Raw genomic sequence first — 19,271 nt, 5'->3', positions numbered from 1 at the left:
GAGCTGGGAATGTCTGGAATGCCGGCGAGCAGTTCGATCGCGCCGCTGCGCGACCGGATCCCATTCTGTACCCGTAGAGGAAACCGAAGCCGAAGGTCCGGAAGGCGACCGCCGCGCCCCCAACCATGGAAATCGCGGCGGCGAGCAGAGCCGCCAGAAAAAGCCGGCCACAGCCGAAAACTATCCAATGGAAAATACGGTCGCCGCCGGTCACGATCCGTCAATACCGAGCCTATGCCACGATCTTTGCGGCATCATGCGGCTGACTCTTCTTCCAGCCTGCTTGATATGTCGTATGCCGACATAGGTTTTCCAATCAGATATCCTTGAAGCTGATCGCAGCCGGCGTCGCGCAAGATCGCCGCCTGGCGAGCAGTCTCGATACCTTCCGCGGTAACGGGAATTCGTAGCGCGGTCGCGAGCGAGATGGTCGCCCGGAGAACATCAGCGCCATTTGCGCCTTCGTCGAGAGCGGACACAAGCGATCGGTCGATCTTCATGCGATCAAACCCGAACTGCCGCAATGCGCCAATGCTTGCGTAGCCGCAGCCAAAGTCGTCGAGCGCGAACTTTATGCCGACATGCTTCAGCTGGTCTATCGACCGCCGGGCCTGGTCCGGATTTGTCATCAGAACGCCTTCGGTGATCTCCAATGTCAGGCGGTTGGGATTGAAATCGAGCTGCTGCAGGACAGAGATCACTTCGGCGGCAAACTCCGGATTGCAGAGCTGGATTGGTGAAACGTTCACCGACAATGCCAGATCGGGCCAGCTCTTGGCATGCTCGATCGATGTTCTCAGCATATGAACGCCGAGCGCATCGATGAGGCCGCACCTCTCGGCAAGAGGGATGAAAATCTCCGGGCTGATGTTTCCGGTTGCAGTTCGCCAGCGCGCCAGTGCTTCAAGACCAGTCACAGCGCCGGTCGAAGCAGAGACGAGAGGTTGGAAAACGGCTTCGATTGCACCACTGCTGATAGCGTTCTTCAACAGGCCTTCCAGTTCGGCGATCCGTTGGCGCTCCCGGTCCAGGTCGGGGTCGTATTCGATTGCCTGGCCTCTGCCATTTGCCTTGGCACGGTAGAGAGCCATGTCCGCTCTGCGGAGAAGCTCCAAGGGTGGGACGTCGCCGTCGCCAGCAGCGGCTCCGATGCTTGCGCCAACTTCGATCGTTCGTCCGTCGATTTTGAAGGGTTCGGCAAACAGCGCCAGAATCGTCTTTTCCATCTCTCCGCATGTGGCAGAACCGACGTGCACCAGCGCAAATTCGTCGCCCCCCAGCCGCGCCACGGCAATGATTTCAGGGTGGCAGGCCGTCAGCGCCTTCGAGACCAGCCGGATCAAATCGTCCCCCACCGCATGCCCCCAGGCATCGTTGACGGCCTTGAAGCCATCAAGGTCGACCAGATAAAGCCGATGTGGCGAAGAGGCCGAATTTTCCAGCTCTTCCAGCAAGTTGAGAAGCCCGTGTCTGTTCAACAGGCCGCTCAGGCTATCGTGGTCGGCTTCGAAAATCGCTGTTTGCGCCAATTGGCGCAGGCGCCGCGCCTCGGAGGCGCCAACCAGCAAAACGCCGATCAGGAACAGCGCGAGGATGACGATAGCGGCAGCGACATAGGGGTAGACCTGATGAAACACGGCGCTGCCCGGCGCTTTGCTGGGCCAGACGAGATAGCCGATGACGGCCCCCTTCATGTCGGTGATCGGCGTGTTCAGGAACTCCGGCTTCGGCGTGGTCTCAAGGCGCAAGCCTTCAAGTTCATGTTCGTTCGAGAGCGTGTCGATAACCTCCGACGTAAACGCCTTGTAGAAACTCAGCACACTGAACTTCGGAAGCTTGGGGGCGTCCTCGAAAGGCTGGATCGCCTGCGAGGCGATCAGAGCTATACCGTTTTCGGTCTTGATAAAATTGACCACCGGCGCCCTCGCCGGAGCCGCTGCCGCATTGATCTGCTGATAAAAGACGTCGCCAAAAAAAGTGCCCGGCTGGAAGGGCTTGCCTTTGGCATAGGCCGAGACGATCGAAGACCGGTCGGGGCCGGTTACGATCGCGCCGTCATAAAGCGCATAATCCTCGCTGGTTTTTCCCCAATTCTCATAGGCCCAATCCGCAGCGGCTGGAGATGAGGCAGCACTATAGGCATCGTCCCATATGGCATTGTCCGTCGTTGTCCCGCTCAGGCGACCCACAAACGCACCGATTGCCGCGCGGGCGGCGCGACTGGCCCTGGCATCGTCGATCTCGTTGGCCGACCGGGTCATCGTGACGACGACATGTGCCATCAGGCCGGTCAGTACGAGGGCGACGACTAGGAAGAAGACCGTTGTCGCGATGATGGAAGACGTCTGGGTTCGAACGTACCTACCTGCAAGATTCGACGACATGCAAATTCCGCAAAGATTAGTTGCAAGGCCATGTCTGTGTGACGGCAGGAGACATCATGTCCGCAATGCGCTGCAGATAAGGTTTAGCATTTGCCGATGTAGGCGCGATTAATGGGATTGGTTAAAAGCTTTCAATCCGGGACAACGGGTCATGAATACCGTCGTTGCCTGCTTGCCGTCTGGGATTATCGCCGTGAAAGAGACGACAAAGGTGAAGCCGAAAACGGGACAGGGTCGGCTTCGTTCGCCCCGCTCAAACCTTGATCACATAATCCTTGCGAGTCGTTTCAACGACTTCCCACGTTCCCTTGAAGCCGGGCCTGAGGATCATCCGGTCGCCCGCCTTCAGATGAACCGGCTCACCGCCGTCCTCCGTCACGATCGAATGGCCGGACAGCAGACTGAAATATTCCCATTCCTCGTAAACGATCCGCCACTTGCCCGGTGTCGCCTCCCAGATGCCGGAATAGAGGCCGCCTTCGGCCTCCTCCAGATTCCAGGTGCGAAAATGCGGATCGCCGGAAATGATCCGATCGGCTTCGGGGGCGCTGAATTCCGGTTCGACGCCATCGATGCTGAAGGTGATGAAATTTGTCATGGTCACCGTAGATCCCTCTGATATCAGATCTTCGAGAGCGCCTGTTCGAGATCGGCGATGATGTCTTTGACGTCCTCGATGCCGACGGAAAGGCGCACCACGTCAGGGCCTGCGCCGGCGGCGATCCTCTGCTCGTCGGTCAACTGCCGGTGCGTCGTCGAGGCCGGATGGATGACGAGCGAACGAGTGTCGCCGATATTGGCAAGATGGGAGAAGAGCTCCAGCCCCTCGACCAGCGTCTTGCCCGCCTCATAGCCGCCCTTGACGCCGAAGGTGAAGACGGAGCCGGCGCCCTTCGGCGAGTAACGCTGCTGCAGGGTGTGGTTCGGGTCGTCGTCGAGGCCGGCATAATTCACCCAGGCGATCTTGCTGTGCGCCTTCAGCCATTTCGCGACGGCGATCGCATTGTCGCTGTGGCGCTGCATCCTGAGCGGCAGCGTCTCGATGCCTGTCAGGATCAGGAAAGCATTGAAGGGCGAGATCGCCGGCCCGAGATCGCGCAGGCCGAGCACACGGGCAGCGATCGCAAAGGCGAAATTGCCGAAAGTCGCGTGCAACACCATGCCGTTATATTCCGGCCGCGGGCTCGACAGCATCGGGTAATTGCCGGATTTCGACCAGTCGAAGGTGCCGCCGTCGACGATGAGGCCACCCATGGAATTGCCGTGGCCGCCGAGAAACTTGGTCAGCGAATGCACGACGATGTCGGCGCCGTGCTCGATCGGACGGATGAAATAGGGTGTTGCCATCGTATTGTCGACGATCAGCGGCAGGCCGTGGCGATGCGCGACGTCGGCAATGGCGGCGATATCGACGAAGGTGCCGCCGGGATTGGCCAGGCTTTCGATGAAGATGCCGCGCGTCTTGTCGTCGATCTGGCTTTCGAAGCTTGCCGGATCGGCGGTGTCGGCCCAGCGCACCTGCCAGCCGAAATTCTCGAAGGCATGGCCGAACTGGTTGATCGAGCCGCCATAGAGCCTGTTGGCGGCGATGAAATTCTCGCCGGGGCGCATGATGGTGTGGAAGACGATCATCTGCGCCGCATGGCCGGAGGCGACGGCAAGGGCCGCCGTGCCGCCCTCGAGCGCTGCGACGCGCTCCTCGAGCACGGCCTGCGTCGGGTTCATGATGCGGGTATAGATGTTGCCGAAAGCCTGCAAACCGAAGAGGGCGGCGGCATGATCGGAATCATTGAAGACGAAAGCGGTCGTCTGGTAGATCGGCGTGACCCGCGCGCCCGTCGCCGGGTCGGGCTGCGCACCGGCATGGATCGCCAACGTGTTGAATCCCGGATCGTTCTTGGCCATGTCGTCCTCCAGTTGTTGCTGACGGGCAGGATCATAGCCGGTCGCTTGCGAAAGTTAATCGCGATCCATTTCAACCCATGGGCGTTCGGTGGAAAATCCGTCTCAGCGGACCGCAACTCAGGCAATAAGACGAGGATACTCGATCGCCGGGCAGCGGTTCATCACCACCTGGATGCCGGCGGCCTCCGCCTTTGCCGCAGCCGCATCGTCGCGCACACCAAGTTGAGACCAGATGATTTTCGGCAGCGGCCTCAGCGCCAGCGCCTCCTCAACGACCCCATCCAGATATTCGGAGGCGCGAAATACGTCGACCATGTCGATCGGCACCGGAATATCGGCGAGCCGGGCATAAACGGTGCGGCCCTGGATCTGTTTGCCCGCCTGCCCCGGATTGACAGGAATGACCTCGTAGCCGCGCGACAGCAGATAGCCCATGACGCCATTGCTCGGCCGGGCCGGATTGGGCGAAGCGCCGGTCAGCGCGATGGTCTTTACCGAATGCAGGATGCCGGCGAGGTAATCATCCGTGTAGACGTCGTGGTTCATATCCGCTTCTCCACTCCCTTCGGCACAGCCGGCATGTTTTTTTGCGTTTCCGTGAAACCGGCTGCGTGTCTTTCCCGTATATATGAATTGGATACTCCTTGAGGATGATTCGATGAAAAAATCGCTCTTGCCCTCATGCTCGTGCTCGCCGCATCGCCGGCGCTGGCGATCTCGCGCTACAATCCGCTCACATGAGCTGTGCCAGCGTGCGCGCCGCCATCCACAATCAAGGCGCCGTCATCTTCCGCTACCAGTCTCCCCGTGGCTTGCCGCTTTACGATCGCTATGTCCGCAATAGCAATTATTGCGACGCGACCGATTATGCGGAATGGACGCATATCCCCTCAAAAGACAATCCGCACTGCCAGGTGCTGAACTGCCAGAGCATTGACAACCTTGACGGGATGCTCTTCGTTCCGCATCATCAGCTTTGATGTTTTCGCCGTCGTGACCGCCGCCGAAACTGTACGTCTTTCGCGCTTGCGAAAGGTTTGGGCTCAATTCCGCGCTGCGATTTCCTGAAGATTGCACAATCAGAAGCTTTAGTTTTCCCCTATGTCAAAGCTATAGAATAATATCTATATTTCAGAAGCATAGAATAATCAGCTCTCGAATTCCGGAAGCTGATTTCTCTTTTTGTTCGCGATAGTGCCGCGCTTTGTTCTCGCATCCATTAGAAACATCTCATAGTTGAAAGGATCGTATGGATTGAACGCATGTCGCGCGCACGTAAAAATTGCTCCAACGGGCCGCCATTGTTAACATACTGAAAGGATGCCATTCGACATATGAACGCATAAGCGACCCCTGCCTTGCAATTTCGTGCAAATCCCAGTTGTCTTTTCGGGAATTTGAAATACCCAGGGCGAGGCGTGTTCCGCTTCGCCTCATCCCTTCCGGATTACTCCCTTGCCTCTCGACGTTATCCTCCTCGTTCTCTTCGGTGCACTGCTGCACGCGACATGGAACGCCATCATCAAGGCGGGGAGCGATAAGTCCTTCGATGCGGCGCTGATCTCGGCCGGCGGCGCGGTTTCGGCACTGCCGTTCCTGCCATTCCTGCCGTTGCCGCACGCCTCGGCCTGGCCGTTCATCGGCGCTTCTGCCATCCTGCAGTTTGCCTATTTTCAGCTGGTTGCCGCCGCCTACCGGGCCGGCGATATCGGCCTCGTCTATCCGCTGATGCGTGGCTGCGCACCGCTCCTGATCGCCGCGACGAGCGGCTTCATCCTGAAGGAAAATCTTTCCGGCGGCGCCCTTGCCGGCACGATGACGATCTCGGCCGGCGTGCTGACGCTCGCCCTGGAGGCGCGGCGTGGCAGCAGCCGCGCCGTTATCCTCTCGCTTGTCAATGCCTGCGTCATCGCCAGCTACACCTATGTCGACGGAATCGGCGCGCGCATCTCCGGCAATGCGGTTTCCTACACATTGTGGATGTCGCTGCTGCCGCCGGTGCTGCTGTTTTCCTGGGCAGCGTCCCAGCGCGGCGCTTTCGCAGTAGTGCGTCACGTTCGCCGCAACTGGTGGCGCGGCCTTATCGGCGGCGCCGGCTCGATCGCGTCCTACGGGCTGGCGCTCTGGGCGATGACGAAAGCCCCGGTCGCGACTGTCGCAGCCCTGCGCGAAACCGCGATCCTCTTTGCGCTGGTGATCTCGATCACCGTCTTCAAGGAAAAAGCCAGCATCTGGCGCTATGTCGCCGGCGTCGTCATCGCGATCGGCGGGCTGCTTCTGAAACTGGCGTGATCACTCACCTGTCCATTCGGCCTTGAGCTTGCCAAGGAACGCGCCGATCCCTTCCTGCGCATCCTTAGTCAGCATGTTCTCGACCATCACCCTGGCGGTATAATCATATGCCGCCTCCACCGGCAGTTCGAGCTGCCGGTTGAAGGCTTCCTTGCCGATCTTCAGCGTCAACGGCGACTTGCTGGCGATCACAGCCGCATATTTGGAAACCACCTGCGCCAGATATTGCTTCGGCACGATACGGTTGACGAGGCCGAAATCCTTGGCGGTCGAGGCGTCGATTGTCTCGCCGGTCAGCAGCATCTCCATCGCCTGTTTGCGGTGCGCGGCACGGGAAACGGCCACCATCGGCGTTGAACAGAACAGGCCGATGTTGACGCCCGGCGTACAGAATGTCGAACTGTCCGTGCAGATCGCCAGATCGCAGGAAGCAACGAGCTGGCAGCCTGCAGCCGTCGCCAGCCCATCGATCTCGGCAATGACGGGCTTCGGCAGATGCGCGATCTTCAGCATCAGATCGGCGCAGAGCCGGAAGGTCTTTTCGAAGAAACCGGCACCCTGATCTTCATCGGCGCGATGGGCCGTCAGCTCTTTCAGATCATGTCCGGCGGAAAAGACATTGCCGGTCGAGGCGATGACGACGACGCGCGCATCCGGCTCCGCCCCGGCCGTCTCGAGTTCTTGCATCAGCGCTTCGAGAAGCGCGATCGAAAGCACATTGGCCGGTGGGTTGTTGAGCACGAGCCGCAGCACGCCGTCGCGCAGCGAGCGGGTCAGCAGACCGCCCTCTTTCGCTCCGGCGGCGTCCTTCCGGAAAGATACGATTTCGGCCATGATGCTGCTCCCTGCGCTCGATTCCAGGCAGACGTTTTGCCACAAAGCGCCGGAAATTTCGAGCAGGATCCGCACTCCCGCAGAGACCGTTGCCGTCAGGACCAGAACCAGGACTTCGATGTTTCTGCCCTTGCCTGCGCACGGGTCAGACCGACATCGCAAAGCTCGTCGTCGCTGAGTTCTAAAAGCGTGCGGCGGCTGCGGCGCTTTTCGAGGTAATGTTCGATCATCATCAGCAGCCGCAGGCTCCAGCGCGCCATGCCGTGAAGTCTCGACCGAACGATATCGCGATGTGTGTCAACGATCCCGCTTAATTCCACGGCCATCTCTTCTTCCTTTCTTCAACGGATGAAAGATGCGCTGGAAGGTGCCGCGAAAGAAGCTTATGGATATTATGATACACATAAGGATTTCTTTTGTATGCCTCTCCACCTCGATCAGCTTGCCGCCTTCGTCAACGTCGCCGATCTCGGAAGCTTTACGGCTGCGGCCGACAAGGAAGGCCTGACGCAACCGGCCGTCAGCCTGCAGGTGAAGGGGCTCGAACAGCGGCTCGGCGTCCGGCTGATCGAGCGTGTCGGGCGGCGGGCGCAGCCGACCGCTGCAGGCCTCGACCTGCTCGTGCATGCAAGGCGGCTGCTTCAGGAATCGGCTGCCGCGGAAGAAGCGATGATGCCGTATAGAGATGGCGCCAGCGGCCGCGTGCGCATCGGCAGCGGCGGCACGGCGTCGATCCATCTGCTTCCTCGCGCCATCGCCGTCGCCAGAAAATCCATGCCCGGCCTCGAAATCACCGTCCGCATCGGCGACGCTGACGACATTCTGCGTGATCTGGAAGCCAACAGCCTCGATATCGCCGTCGTCGCCCTGCCGGCATCGGGACGCAACTTCGAGATCGAACCGTTCTATGAGGAGGAATTGCTAGCCGTCGCTCCTGCGGGCAGCCTGATGCCCGAAAACGGACCGGACGCCGCCTTCATGCGCGACAGGACGCTGCTGCTTTATGAGGGCGGCAATACCAGGCGGGCGATCGACGCGTGGCTGGCTGCGCCGGATACCAGAATCCGGCCTGCGATGGAGTTCGGCAGCATCGAGGCGATCAAGGAGCTGGTGGCCGTGGGGCTCGGCTGGTCGATCCTGCCGGGGCTGGCGCTGAAGCGCGACCGCGCCGGCCTCGTTGCGACTTCATCGCTGAACCCGCGGCTCACGCGCCGCCTCGGCATGGTTCTGCGCCGGGACAAACATCTGACACGCGGCCTTCGCGAAATGATGAAATGCCTGCGCGCGTTCAAAGGCTGAGAGCTGCTTTCGACCGTCGTATGCGATTTCAAACCGGCAGAGACGACGTGAAAAACGTCAGGCGCAGCAGTTCGCGACCGCAGAAATATGAGGTACCATAATACCTCATCTATAAGTATTTGTTTTTACTTGGCAATTTTTCAAAACCTTCGGGACGTTGATATTGACCCGATGTCACATTCCCTTTATACACCGCGTCAGAACGCAGCCTGTCCGGGCTGCTTTCTTTTTGGCAATGCCTAAAGCCTGCCAATCCAAGCAACAAGAAACGCCCTTCAAGCCCTCGGGCCAAGGGTCCCAAAAGAGAGTATTCACTATGGCAACCTTCTCCCAGAAGCCTGCAGAGGTGGAGAAGAAGTGGGTGATCATCGACGCCGAAGGGCTGGTCGTTGGCCGTCTCGCTTCCATCATCGCTATGCGCCTGCGCGGCAAGCACAAGGCAACCTTCACGCCTCACGTTGACGACGGCGACAACGTCATCGTCATCAATGCCGAAAAGGTCGTTTTCACCGGCAAGAAGTATTCCGACAAGGTCTACTACTGGCACACCGGTTATGCCGGCGGTATCAAGGAACGCAGCGCACGCCAGATCATCGAAGGCCGCTTCCCGGAGCGCGTCCTCGAAAAGGCCGTCGAACGTATGGTTCCGCGTGGCCCGCTCGGCCGTCGCCAGATGAAGAACCTGCGCGTTTACGCCGGCTCCAACCATCCCCATGAAGCCCAGCAGCCGGTCGCCCTCGACGTTGCCGTGCTCAACAAAAAGAACGTAAGGAGCGCCTGATATGGCTGACCTCTCCTCCCTGAAGGATCTCGGCACGGTTTCCGAAGCTGCTGCTCCGGCCCACGTCCGCAAGGTCGATTCGCTCGGCCGCTCCTACGCGACCGGCAAGCGCAAGAACGCTGTCGCCCGCGTCTGGGTCAAGCCGGGCTCCGGCAAGATCACCGTCAACGGCAAGGAATTCGCGGAATATTTCGCACGTCCGGTGCTGCAGATGATCCTGCGCCAGCCGATCGTTGCGGCTGCCCGTGACGGCCAGTTCGACATCGTCGCAACCGTTGCCGGCGGCGGCCTCTCCGGCCAGGCCGGCGCCGTTCGCCACGGCGTGTCCAAGGCGCTCACCTACTTCGAACCGGGCCTGCGCGCGGTGCTGAAGAAGGGCGGCTTCCTGACCCGCGACAGCCGCGTCGTCGAACGCAAGAAGTACGGCAAGGCAAAGGCCCGCCGCTCGTTCCAGTTCTCCAAGCGTTAATCGCTTCGGACAGACGGAATTTACGAAGGCCGGGGCAACCCGGCCTTTTTGTTTTGCAGGTCCGCGTTTCTCTTTCTTCGCTCGCGCACATCATTACCAAGGCGCAGCACCGCGACGTGCTTTTGCCCGCCACTCCATCGCCGATCGCTTGTAATTCGCGGCTCGGTCGCCTACGCGTTGTCGACGCCTTGACCTTTCACGACCGAAAAAAGGAGCCCCCTTGGCGAACAGATCGATTGACCACGCCTTTACGGCGACCAGCCTCACCTCCGCTGCCAGCGATCCGACCTTTGCCGGCGCGCTGTCCTTCATGCGCCGCCGCTTCACCAAGGAGCTCGCCGGCGTCGACGTCGCCGTCTGGGGCATTCCCTTCGATGCTGCGACATCGAACAGGCCGGGCACACGCTTCGGGCCGCAGGCGATCCGGCGCGCTTCGGCGATCTTCGACAACGATGCGCAATATCCCTTCAACCGTGAACTCTTCGCCGAAATGGCCGTGATCGACTACGGTGATTGCCTGCTCGACTATGGCAATCATCAGGACACGCCGGCCGCCATCGAACGCCAGGCGAATGTCATCCTCGACAGCGGCGCCTTCCTGCTGACGCTTGGCGGCGATCACTACGTCACCTGGCCGCTGCTGAAAGCCCATGTGGCAAAACATGGGCCGCTGGCGCTCGTGCAGTTCGACGCGCATCAGGATACCTGGTTCGACGAGGAACGGCGCATCGACCACGGTTCTTTCGTGGCGCGGGCCGCCCGCGAAGGCATCATCGATCCCGACCGCTCCATTCAGATCGGCATCCGCACCCATGCGCCTGAGGATTGCGGCGTCAATATTCTATACGGTCATCAGGTCGAGGAGATGAGCGCCAGCGATATCGCCTCGGCGATCATCTCCCATACGCGCGGGGCGCCGGCCTATCTCACCTTCGATATCGATTGCCTCGATCCGGCTTTTGCGCCGGGCACCGGCACGCCGGTTTCAGGCGGGCCATCGAGCGCCAAGATCCTCTCGGTGCTGCAGCGTCTGCACCAGCTCGATATCCGCGGCGCCGACGTCGTCGAGGTATCGCCGCCCTATGATCATGCCGATATCACCGCCATTGCGGGGGCAACGGTGGCGATGTATATGCTGGGGCTTCATGCCGAGCGCCGCGCCATCGCCGTGTCACAAGGCTGACTTATCATCCCCAAACTGAATCCGGAAACCTTCAGAACCCATTGAAAGCGCAGGTTTAACATGGCACCGAAAATCTTCATCGACGGCGAACACGGCCCGACGGGTCTGCAGATCCGCACGCGCATGGCCGGCCGCCGCGATGTCGAACTTCTGTCCATACCCGAAGCCGAACGGCGCAACGCCGCCATGCGCGAGGACATGCTGAACGGCGCCGACATCGCCATTCTCTGCCTGCCCGACGATGCGTCGAAGGAAGCGGTTCAGATGGTTTCGGCCAACAACAATGTGCGCGTCATCGACACCTCGACCGCCTTCCGCGTCAATCCCGGCTGGGCCTATGGTTTTGCCGAAATGGATAAGCAGCAGGCCGACAAGATCGCTGCCGCCCGTTTCGTCGCCAATCCCGGCTGCTATCCTACCGGAGCGATCGGCCTCATCCGGCCGCTGCGCGCCGCCGGCATTCTGCCGGACGGCTATCCGATTACAGTGAACGCGGTCTCCGGCTATACCGGCGGCGGCAAGCAGATGATCGCCCAAATGGAAAACCCGGATCACCTGGACGCGATCACCGCGCCGCATTTCCTCTACGGCCTGCCGCTCACCCACAAACACGTGCCCGAGATGACCGTGCACGGCCTGCTCGACCGCGCGCCGATCTTCTCGCCGTCCGTCGGCAAGTTTGCTCAAGGCATGATCGTGCAGGTGCCGCTGCATCTCGACGATCTCGCCGAGGGTACGACGATGGAGAGCATCCATGCCGCACTCGTCGCCCATTATGCCGGCCAGGATATCGTCAGTGTCGTGCCGTTGGCCGAAAGCAAGGCCCTGCCCCGCGTCAATGCCATCGAGCTCGAAGGCAAGGACACGATGAAGCTCTTCGTCTTCGGCACACCAGGCGCTTCGCAGGTCAATTTGGTGGCGCTGCTCGACAATCTCGGCAAGGGGGCGTCGGGCGCTGCCGTCCAGAATATGGACCTGATGCTCGCCTCGTAAGGCGCAGACGACGGCATCAGCGTCGATGCCGTTCGAGCTTTGTATCGATGTCTTCATCATGATCTTTCCGCGGCCGCTTGCATCGGCGGCCGCAGCATCGCTTTCGCGCTCGATCATCGATGACGATTGGGCTATGAAACCGGATCCTTCCTCGCTGCCCATCCCGAATCACGGAGCCGATGTCATGACGCTGGATGCGCTTATCGCTGGCGTCGGCGCATGGTTTGCCGCAGCCTTGCCCGATCATGGCATCTATGCGCTGATGGCGTTTGCCTTCATCGCGGGGCTTGCCCGCGGCTTTTCGGGTTTCGGCGCCGCATTGATCTTCATTCCGCTCGGCGGCGCGATCGTCGGGCCGAAGCTGATTTCACCGATCCTGCTCGTCATTGACGGCATTGCCACACTCGGGATGATCCCGCCGGCCTGGCGCGGCGCCAACCGACGCGAGGTTTTCGTCATGGCTGCGGGTGCCGCGCTCGGCGTCCCGGCCGGCACGGCGATGCTGGCGCTGCTCGACCCGATGCTTTTGCGCTGGAGCATCACGATCATCGCCATCTGCCTGCTTGCGCTGCTGGTATCGGGATGGCGCTATCACGGGGAGGCGTCCGCACCGCTCACCAGCGGAGTCGGGCTGATCGCCGGGCTTTTCAGCGGCGCCGCACAGCTCGGCGGGCCGCCGGTCGTCGCCTACTGGCTCGGCGGCAAGAGCGACTTCACCCGCGTCAGGGCGAATGTCGTGCTCTACTTCTCGATCTCGTCGGTCTTCAGCGCCATCAGCTATTATGTCGGCGGACTGTTCGTGCCTGCCGTCTTTGCGCTCACCGTCGTCATCCTGCCGAGTTATGTGGTCGGGCTCTACGGCGGCTCGAAACTGTTCGGGCTTGCTAAGGAAAGAACCTTTCGCATCGCCTGCTATGTCCTGATCGCCGCCGCCGCAATCATCGGCATGCCGCTGCTCGACAGCGTGCTGCGTTAGGCCGGCTTCGGTCCGAGTTGCCCGCCGGCCGCAATCGCCTGAAGATAGCTCTCGGTGAAATCGGTATCGATCTCCAGCCATAGCGGGGCATGATCCGACATCTGCCATGTCCGCCATTTCTCGTAGAGCGCCTCAGGCGTCTTTGCCTTGAATTTCGGATCAGCTTCTGGATCGCTCTTCGGAAGGAATCCAGCATAGAGCCCCCTGTCCTCGTCGGTGGAGCGGAAGACGTCGGCATAAAGGTCGATCAGCCCGCCGGTAATCACCTTGAAGCGCTTGTCCTTCACGCGTACGGCGATCTGGTCGTAGAAATGGTCGCCTAGCTTGCGCACCTTCTTGCCGTCGATCTCGGCCGGAACCACGAAGCCGTGGCTCTTCAGGGCTTTCATTGTCTCATGTTCGGGGCTGACGACGTTGAAATCGCCAAGCAGGATATAGTTTTCAACAGCGCCGCTGAGGTCGAGTTCCTGACTGCTGGCTTGATCCTGCCGGTCGGCTAAAAATTCGACGAGCTGCTTGATCTCCCCGATACGCCGTTTCAACTGCTCGCCCGAATCCGCACCGTAGTAGATATGCACCGTGCAGAGGCTGAAACGGAACCAGCCGGACTGAAATGCCACGAGAAACGGACTACGGGCGAATTGCTGCTCCATCTCGACAGTCTTCGGCTCGACATCAGGCTGGCCTTTCGGCGCCTTCACCTTTTTGCTGGAAACAACGAGATGACCTTCCGGCAGCACGACTTCGCCGGCGATCTTGCGGAACCAGACCTTCTCAGTGTTGTAGATGAAGGCCATACGCTCGGAATTGCCGCCGGAGCCCGCTGTCGTATCCGTTGCGATATAATCCCACTCTCGGCCGAGGATCTTCATCACCTTTTCCAGGGCCGAAAGGTCGCGGTTGACCTCTTGGATCGCCACCAGATCGAAGCAGGCGATCATCTCCGCGATATAATAAAAGGTCTCCGGAAGGCGAGGACCAAAGCCAAATTTATTTGAATCGAAATCGCGGATGTTCCAGGTCGCCAGCAGCAGCGAGCTGTCTTTCTTCTGGGTGCGTAATGGTGCTAGCGTCTTGCGAATGTCGAGAAGGCGCTGCGCGCAACGCTCGATCGTTCCCTTCGGTTGCCCCTCCAACGCTCTGCGCATTCCGGCATAATTATTAGACACCGCCCCCTCCACGCTGTCGTCGTTCACCGAACCTACCCAATTGCATATACCGACGCAATATTACACGTTTAAGTCAGCAAATTGCCCGTTTGTCGTGAACGATTTACATCCGTGCGCTGAGTCGGCTTCGAGAGGACCGCATGATCTCAGTGCTTGTCGGCATGCGCTTCGTCGCCCGTTCTTCATCTAGGGCTTCTCGAACGCCTACAGCCCACCCACGGCCCTCAATCCACCGTCTTCGAGCGGCTGCACAGGAAATCGCAGGCACGCCGACGCCACGTTAAGGCCACTCGCCTCAATCGCGCTCGGCGATCATCGTCCCGTGCGGATATTCGCCGTAAAAGCCGCGCCAGTTGGCGACGGCGAAGCCGAAAACCACAAGCGCGCCGGCCTGATGCAGCAGGCCCCAGTCAAGCGGCACCTGCATCAGCAGCGTCGCGATGCCGATTGCCGCTTGCAGCGTCACCAGCACGAAAAGCAGTATCGCGCGGCGTGCATGGGTGGTCCATGGCGCTGCGCGCAGAGCGATCACCATGTTGATCAGCGTCAATGCGAAGAGCGTATAGGCGCCGATCCGGTGAATGAACTGCACCGTCTTCGGGTTCTCGAAGGCATTGATCCAGAAGGGCTGCTGGATCAGCAGATCGGAAGGGATGACGGCGCCGTCCATCAGCGGCCAGGTATTGTAGGAGAAACCGGCGTCGAGCCCCGCCACCAGCGCGCCGAGATAGATTTGGAAAAGTGAAAAAATGGCGATCGCGGCGGCAAAACCGCGCGAGCTTCTTGTCGGCGCCGGATCGTTGGAATGTCTGGAGAGACCGCGCATGATCCACATGCAGCCGGCAAAGATCAGGCAGGCCATGACGAGATGGGTCGCCAGCCTGTACTGGCTGACGTCGGTGCGGACGGAAAGGCCCGAGGACACCATCCACCAACCAATAAAACCCTGCAGGCCGCCGAGCGCCAGGATGCCGACGAGCGGCCAGCGCAGACGCTTCTCGATCCGCCCCGTCAGCCAGAAATAGATGAGCGGCAGCGCGAAGATCACGCCGATGGCACGCGCGATCAGCCGGTGCGCCCATTCCCACCAGAAGATGCCCTTGAACTCATCGACGGTCATGGAACTGTTCAGCTGCTGAAATTCAGGAATGCGCTGGTAGAGGCGGAATTCCTCCTCCCATTCGGCGGCCGACAGCGGCGGGATGACTCCGTGGATCGGCTTCCACTCTGTGATCGACAGGCCGGAATTGGTCAGCCGCGTGGCGCCGCCGACGAGCACGAGGCAGAAGAGCGCCAAAAGCACGAAGCCGAGCCAGAAGCGCAAGGCGCGGCGGTCGCGATTCTGCTTGCGCATTTCGCTCAGGATCGCCTGTTCCGTGGTCGGGTTTGCGACGGCCATGATGTCTCCTTCTATCCGGCAGTTGATTTGCCCCACCGGCTCATGCAAAACAAGCCCCGAACCTTTGCGGCATGCCGTCGCGCCGGTTCGTCCCCTCCATGCCGAGAGATAACCGATGCCCGTCCGCCTCCGCAAATTCATCGGCACGATCCTTATCATCGTGCTCGTGGTCGTCTATGCGCTGGTGGCCAATACGATCGCGGTGGCAACGCTCGGCAACGCGCCCTGGTGGGGACATCTGCTCTATTTCCTGCTCACCGGCTTGCTCTGGGTATTGCCGGCGATGGTGATCATCAAATGGATGGCCGGACCACCGCAGCGCTAAAGCGCGTCGCGATCTTTCAGATTCGCTTGTCGCGCTTTAGGTCTTTGTTTTTACGCATGTCGTTGTCGCAAAACCGCGGCACACTTTTGCGCGATATGCTTTAGGGCCATTAACGGCCGAATAACCGTGATCTGCGGAAAACCTCGCCCATCGCCTGCGGTTAAACCAAATATACGTCTGGCATACCTACCTTCCCGTTCAGCATTCTTGACCGGAGAAAACCGTGCAGACGCAACAGCTCGATGTCCATGAACAGCCGTCCGACGAAGCGGCGCTGGCCGATACGGCCATTTCGCGCCTGCGCCAGCTCAGCATGAAACTCGCCATGGCCCAACTCGACACCGAAGTCTTCGACGCGATGCAGCCGCTGGAGGATGACTGGCGGGCGCTGGAGCGCGACAACCTCCAGTCCCTGCATCAGAGCTACGACTGGTGCGCCGCCTGGGTGAGCGCCTTCCAGCGGCCGCTTGCGATCCTCAAAGGCGCTCATGCGGGTCAGACCGCCTTCATTCTGCCGGTCGAGATCGTCAAGTCCCGCGGGCTCAGGACGGCGAGATTCATTGCCGCCGATCACAGCAATATCAATACCGGCCTATTCGCAGAGAGCTTTGCCGAAGCCGGCAGGACCATCGACCCCCATGAGTTCGCCGGCCAGCTCCGGCATGCGCTGAAGGGCCGCGCCGATTTGCTGCTGCTGCAGAACATTCCGCTGGAATGGCGCGGGCGAGAGAGCCCGCTCGCCGGGCTGCCGATGGTGCAGAACCAGAATCACGCCTATCAGCTGCCGTTCCTTCCCGCTTTCGAGGACACACTGAAGCAGCTCAACGCCAAGAACCGGCGCAAGAAATTCCGTGTTCAGTCGAAGCGTTTCGAGGCGGCCGGCGGCTTCGAATACGTTATTCCCGAGACATCGGCAGAACAGCACGGCCTGCTCGATATCTTCTTCCGCCTGAAAAGCGCCCGCTTCGCCAGCCTCGGCCTGCCCGACGTCTTTGCCGACAGGGAAACGCAGACCTTCCTGCACGGTCTCATCGACAAGCAGGACGACACCAGGCAGTACTTCGGGCTGCAGATGCATATGCTCCGGCTCAAAGGAGAGCATGAGGGTAAGATCGCCGCGATTTCAGGGATTTCGCGCAAGGGCGACCATATCATCTGCCAGTTCGGCGCAATCGATGAAGAGCTCGTGCCGGATACGAGCCCCGGCGAATTCCTCTATTGGCAGACCATCTCGGGATTGCATGGCAAGGGTGTAGCGCTGTTCGATTTCGGCCTTGGCGACCAGACCTACAAGCGTTCCTGGGCGCCGGTCGAGACCGCGCATTACGACGTGGTGCTGCCGGTATCGCCGTTCGGCGTCGTCGCCGGCGCCGCACACCGGCTCGTCACCCGCGGCAAGGCGCACATCAAGGCGCGCCCGAAGCTCTATAAATTCGCCCAGGGCATCCGGGCACGGATCGGCTGATCGTCAAAAAACTAGGCGGCCCGGCCGAGTGCCTGCTCGGCCCCTTCGCCGCCCGACATCAGCACGACGCGCTCATAGCCGGCAGCCTGGAATTCCGTCATCAGAGCAACGAAAATGGTCTCCTCGACCTCAGGCAGCGAGAGAATGATCTCGACGTCCCGGCTGCGCGTCAGCCGCGAGACGCCGGCGACATCGGCCGAACCGCATTCGACCACCACAAGATCGTAGGCGGCGGCGAGTGCATCGAGCAGCAACGACAGTCGGTCGACACCGCGCATGGCGCGGCGCACGTCGCTCTGGCCTTGGGGAATGAGATGCGCATCGGAGAGGCGGTCGCCGTGGATCGTGTCGCCGAAGGCGGCCTCGCCGCAAAGCAGATCGGTGACACCGAGGACGGCCGGGTCCTCGACCATCAATTCCGTGGGGTAGCCGGAGCCGGTCATATCGATCAGGATGACGCGGTGGCCGGCATCGGCGAGCATGCGGGTCAGCGAAACCGTCGCCGCCGAACCATTATCGCCAGTCGGCGATATGGCGATTGCCAGCGGCGCGCGGCTGCCGGTGAGATAATCCGCAACTGAGGCGACGGAGAATTCATTGTCATCCTCCGGCTCGTCCTCTGGCACCTCCTCGGCAACCTTCACGTCCTCGATTGTATCCTCTTCGTCCGCGACGACGGCGAGCATGCTCGGCTGAACGGGTTTTCCGGCGGCGGCGGCGATCGGAGCGGCCTGCGGCACATGTTTCTCCTCGACGACTGCTTCTGCCTCTATTGTTTCCGGGGAGGCATCTGTCGGGCGGAGAGCCCGGCCGCTGAAGAGCTCGGCCAGCATGATGACGATGGCGCTCATGATCAGCGTCGCGACGGCAGCGACGACGACGATCGGCACCACCTTCGGGAAATAAGGATCGACCGGCTCGACGGCCCTCGAAACGATCCGGGCATCAGCCGGGCTCGAATTGCTGTCGGCGCGGGAGGCGGCCTCGCGGTAGCGCACCAGATAGGTTTCGAGCAGTTGGCGCTGGGCGTTCGCCTCGCGCTCTAGCGCATTGAGACCGACCTCGTCCTCACCGGCGCGGGCGCTGTTGGCCTGGACCGTGTCGGACTGGCGCTCGAGTTCGCTCGCCCTCAGATCCGCAACCTTCGACTCGTTCTCGATGCTCGCCAGGATCTTCTGCGTCTCCTGGCGAATCTGGCTACGGATGTCGGAGAGCTGGGCGCGCAGGCTTTTCAGCCGCGGATGATTATTGAGAAGGCTAGTCTGCAGATCGGAGATCTGCGACTGCAGGCCGGATTCCGTCCCCTTCAGCCGCTGGATCGCCTGGGAGGACATGATGTCGGGCAGCGTATCGGAGGCTTCGCCCGAAGACAGTGCATTGCGCACCGCCTGCGCCCTCGCCTCGGCATTGGCCTTGTCGCCCCGCACGCGGGTCAACTCGGCGGAGATATCGTTCAATTGCTGGGCCGGAAAAGTGGTCGTGCCGTTCGTCTGCAGCAGCCCGTGCGACGTGCGGTATTCGGCGACCTTCCTCTCGGCTTCGCTGACCTTCTGGCGCAGACCTTCGATCTCCGGCTCCAGCCAGCGGGTCGCCTCGGAATTGGAATCGAGCTTGGCGCCGCTCTGGGTCGAAAGATAGACATTCGCCATGGCATTCGGGATGGCGGCGGCGAGCTTCGGATCCTTGGAGGTGAAAGTGATGCCGATGACGCGTGAACCCGGCACCTGATAGACCTGCAGGCGTTCGACGAAGGCGTCGATGACGCGCTCTTCCGGCGGATTTTCCAGTGGGTTCTTC

Annotated in this window: 18 protein-coding genes and 2 pseudogenes; 10 read left to right on the top strand and 10 right to left on the bottom strand. The window is 60.8% G+C overall.

All coding sequences use genetic code 11. The features are described from left to right. The 5 genes and pseudogenes from FY112_RS37180 to FY112_RS12780 all read right to left on the bottom strand — a co-directional run. Nucleotides 1-214: pseudogene (locus tag FY112_RS37180) on the bottom strand (hypothetical protein); the annotation flags it as partial. A gap of 40 nt (nucleotides 215-254) precedes the next feature. Next, nucleotides 255-2,384, bottom strand: coding sequence for a bifunctional diguanylate cyclase/phosphodiesterase (locus FY112_RS12795; RefSeq protein WP_151518515.1), 2,130 nt, complete (start codon nucleotides 2,382-2,384; stop codon nucleotides 255-257). A gap of 253 nt (nucleotides 2,385-2,637) precedes the next feature. Then, nucleotides 2,638-2,982 (bottom strand): cupin domain-containing protein, encoded by a 345-nt coding sequence (locus tag FY112_RS12790; RefSeq protein WP_151518517.1) that lies wholly within the window; start codon nucleotides 2,980-2,982, stop codon nucleotides 2,638-2,640. Nucleotides 2,983-3,005: 23 nt separating this feature from the next. After that, nucleotides 3,006-4,289, bottom strand: a complete 1,284-nt coding sequence (locus FY112_RS12785; protein WP_094086277.1) for an O-acetylhomoserine aminocarboxypropyltransferase — start codon at nucleotides 4,287-4,289, stop codon at nucleotides 3,006-3,008. A gap of 117 nt (nucleotides 4,290-4,406) precedes the next feature. Beyond that, the gene (locus tag FY112_RS12780) at nucleotides 4,407-4,835 is read right to left on the bottom strand and encodes a CoA-binding protein (protein WP_017959916.1); all 429 of its coding nucleotides are present in this window, start codon (nucleotides 4,833-4,835) and stop codon (nucleotides 4,407-4,409) included. Between the two features lie 135 nt (nucleotides 4,836-4,970). Between FY112_RS12780 and FY112_RS12775 the strand changes: the two are divergent. Both FY112_RS12775 and FY112_RS12770 read left to right on the top strand, forming a co-directional pair. Further along, a pseudogene (locus FY112_RS12775) lies at nucleotides 4,971-5,269 on the top strand (hypothetical protein). Nucleotides 5,270-5,744: 475 nt separating this feature from the next. After that, nucleotides 5,745-6,581, top strand: coding sequence for an EamA family transporter (locus tag FY112_RS12770; protein WP_151518514.1), 837 nt, complete (start codon nucleotides 5,745-5,747; stop codon nucleotides 6,579-6,581). Here the strand turns inward: FY112_RS12770 and FY112_RS12765 are convergent, their stop codons facing one another. Further along, the gene (locus FY112_RS12765; protein WP_017959913.1) at nucleotides 6,582-7,415 is read right to left on the bottom strand and encodes an enoyl-CoA hydratase; all 834 of its coding nucleotides are present in this window, start codon (nucleotides 7,413-7,415) and stop codon (nucleotides 6,582-6,584) included. It lies immediately after the preceding gene. 95 nt (nucleotides 7,416-7,510) lie between these two features. Then, complete coding sequence (locus FY112_RS12760; protein ID WP_151518513.1) at nucleotides 7,511-7,741, bottom strand: DUF1127 domain-containing protein; 231 nt, start codon at nucleotides 7,739-7,741, stop codon at nucleotides 7,511-7,513. 22 nt (nucleotides 7,742-7,763) lie between these two features. Between FY112_RS12760 and FY112_RS12755 the strand changes: the two genes are divergently transcribed. The 6 genes from FY112_RS12755 (at nucleotide 7,764) to FY112_RS12730 (ending at nucleotide 13,116) form a co-directional block, all read left to right on the top strand. Continuing rightward, entirely contained in the window at nucleotides 7,764-8,714 is a 951-nt protein-coding gene (locus FY112_RS12755) for a LysR family transcriptional regulator (RefSeq protein ID WP_179039079.1), read from the top strand. Between the two features lie 316 nt (nucleotides 8,715-9,030). Beyond that, nucleotides 9,031-9,495 carry a 50S ribosomal protein L13 gene (gene rplM / locus FY112_RS12750; protein WP_131644731.1) on the top strand — a complete coding sequence of 155 codons (465 nt, stop codon included), beginning with the start codon at nucleotides 9,031-9,033 and terminating at the stop codon, nucleotides 9,493-9,495. Nucleotide 9,496: 1 nt separating this feature from the next. Further along, nucleotides 9,497-9,964, top strand: coding sequence for a 30S ribosomal protein S9 (gene rpsI / locus FY112_RS12745; protein WP_003558419.1), 468 nt, complete (start codon nucleotides 9,497-9,499; stop codon nucleotides 9,962-9,964). Nucleotides 9,965-10,184: 220 nt separating this feature from the next. Next, nucleotides 10,185-11,147, top strand: a complete 963-nt coding sequence (speB, locus tag FY112_RS12740) for an agmatinase (RefSeq protein WP_003547297.1) — start codon at nucleotides 10,185-10,187, stop codon at nucleotides 11,145-11,147. A gap of 60 nt (nucleotides 11,148-11,207) precedes the next feature. After that, nucleotides 11,208-12,140 (top strand): N-acetyl-gamma-glutamyl-phosphate reductase, encoded by a 933-nt coding sequence (argC, locus tag FY112_RS12735; protein ID WP_151518511.1) that lies wholly within the window; start codon nucleotides 11,208-11,210, stop codon nucleotides 12,138-12,140. A 184-nt stretch (nucleotides 12,141-12,324) separates the two neighbouring features. After that, entirely contained in the window at nucleotides 12,325-13,116 is a 792-nt protein-coding gene (locus tag FY112_RS12730) for a sulfite exporter TauE/SafE family protein (RefSeq protein ID WP_151518516.1), read from the top strand. On the opposite strand, the gene FY112_RS12725 is transcribed toward FY112_RS12730, so the two are convergent. Then, a complete protein-coding gene (locus FY112_RS12725; protein WP_151518510.1) occupies nucleotides 13,113-14,285 on the bottom strand; it encodes an endonuclease/exonuclease/phosphatase family protein in 1,173 nt (390 codons plus the stop codon). The two genes, FY112_RS12730 and FY112_RS12725, sit on opposite strands and share 4 nt — an antisense overlap. A 295-nt stretch (nucleotides 14,286-14,580) precedes the next feature. Then, the gene (locus tag FY112_RS12720) at nucleotides 14,581-15,684 is read right to left on the bottom strand and encodes a COX15/CtaA family protein (protein ID WP_131708364.1); all 1,104 of its coding nucleotides are present in this window, start codon (nucleotides 15,682-15,684) and stop codon (nucleotides 14,581-14,583) included. 115 nt (nucleotides 15,685-15,799) lie between these two features. Here FY112_RS12720 and FY112_RS12715 point away from each other — a divergent pair, with 115 nt between their 5' ends. Together FY112_RS12715 and FY112_RS12710 are read left to right on the top strand one after the other, a co-directional pair. After that, complete coding sequence (locus FY112_RS12715; RefSeq protein WP_003547289.1) at nucleotides 15,800-16,009, top strand: DUF2842 domain-containing protein; 210 nt, start codon at nucleotides 15,800-15,802, stop codon at nucleotides 16,007-16,009. 223 nt (nucleotides 16,010-16,232) lie between these two features. Next, a complete protein-coding gene (locus FY112_RS12710; RefSeq protein ID WP_151518509.1) occupies nucleotides 16,233-17,474 on the top strand; it encodes a GNAT family N-acetyltransferase in 1,242 nt (413 codons plus the stop codon). 11 nt (nucleotides 17,475-17,485) lie between these two features. Here the strand turns inward: FY112_RS12710 and FY112_RS12705 are convergent. Continuing rightward, nucleotides 17,486-19,271 (bottom strand): exopolysaccharide transport family protein (locus tag FY112_RS12705; RefSeq protein WP_151518508.1); only part of this gene is annotated, 1,786 nt, incomplete at its 5' end.

The organism is Rhizobium sp. PEPV16, from assembly GCF_008919455.1.
Lineage (GTDB): Bacteria > Pseudomonadota > Alphaproteobacteria > Rhizobiales > Rhizobiaceae > Rhizobium > Rhizobium leguminosarum_Q.
This window is presented reverse-complemented; position numbering and strand designations above follow the sequence as displayed.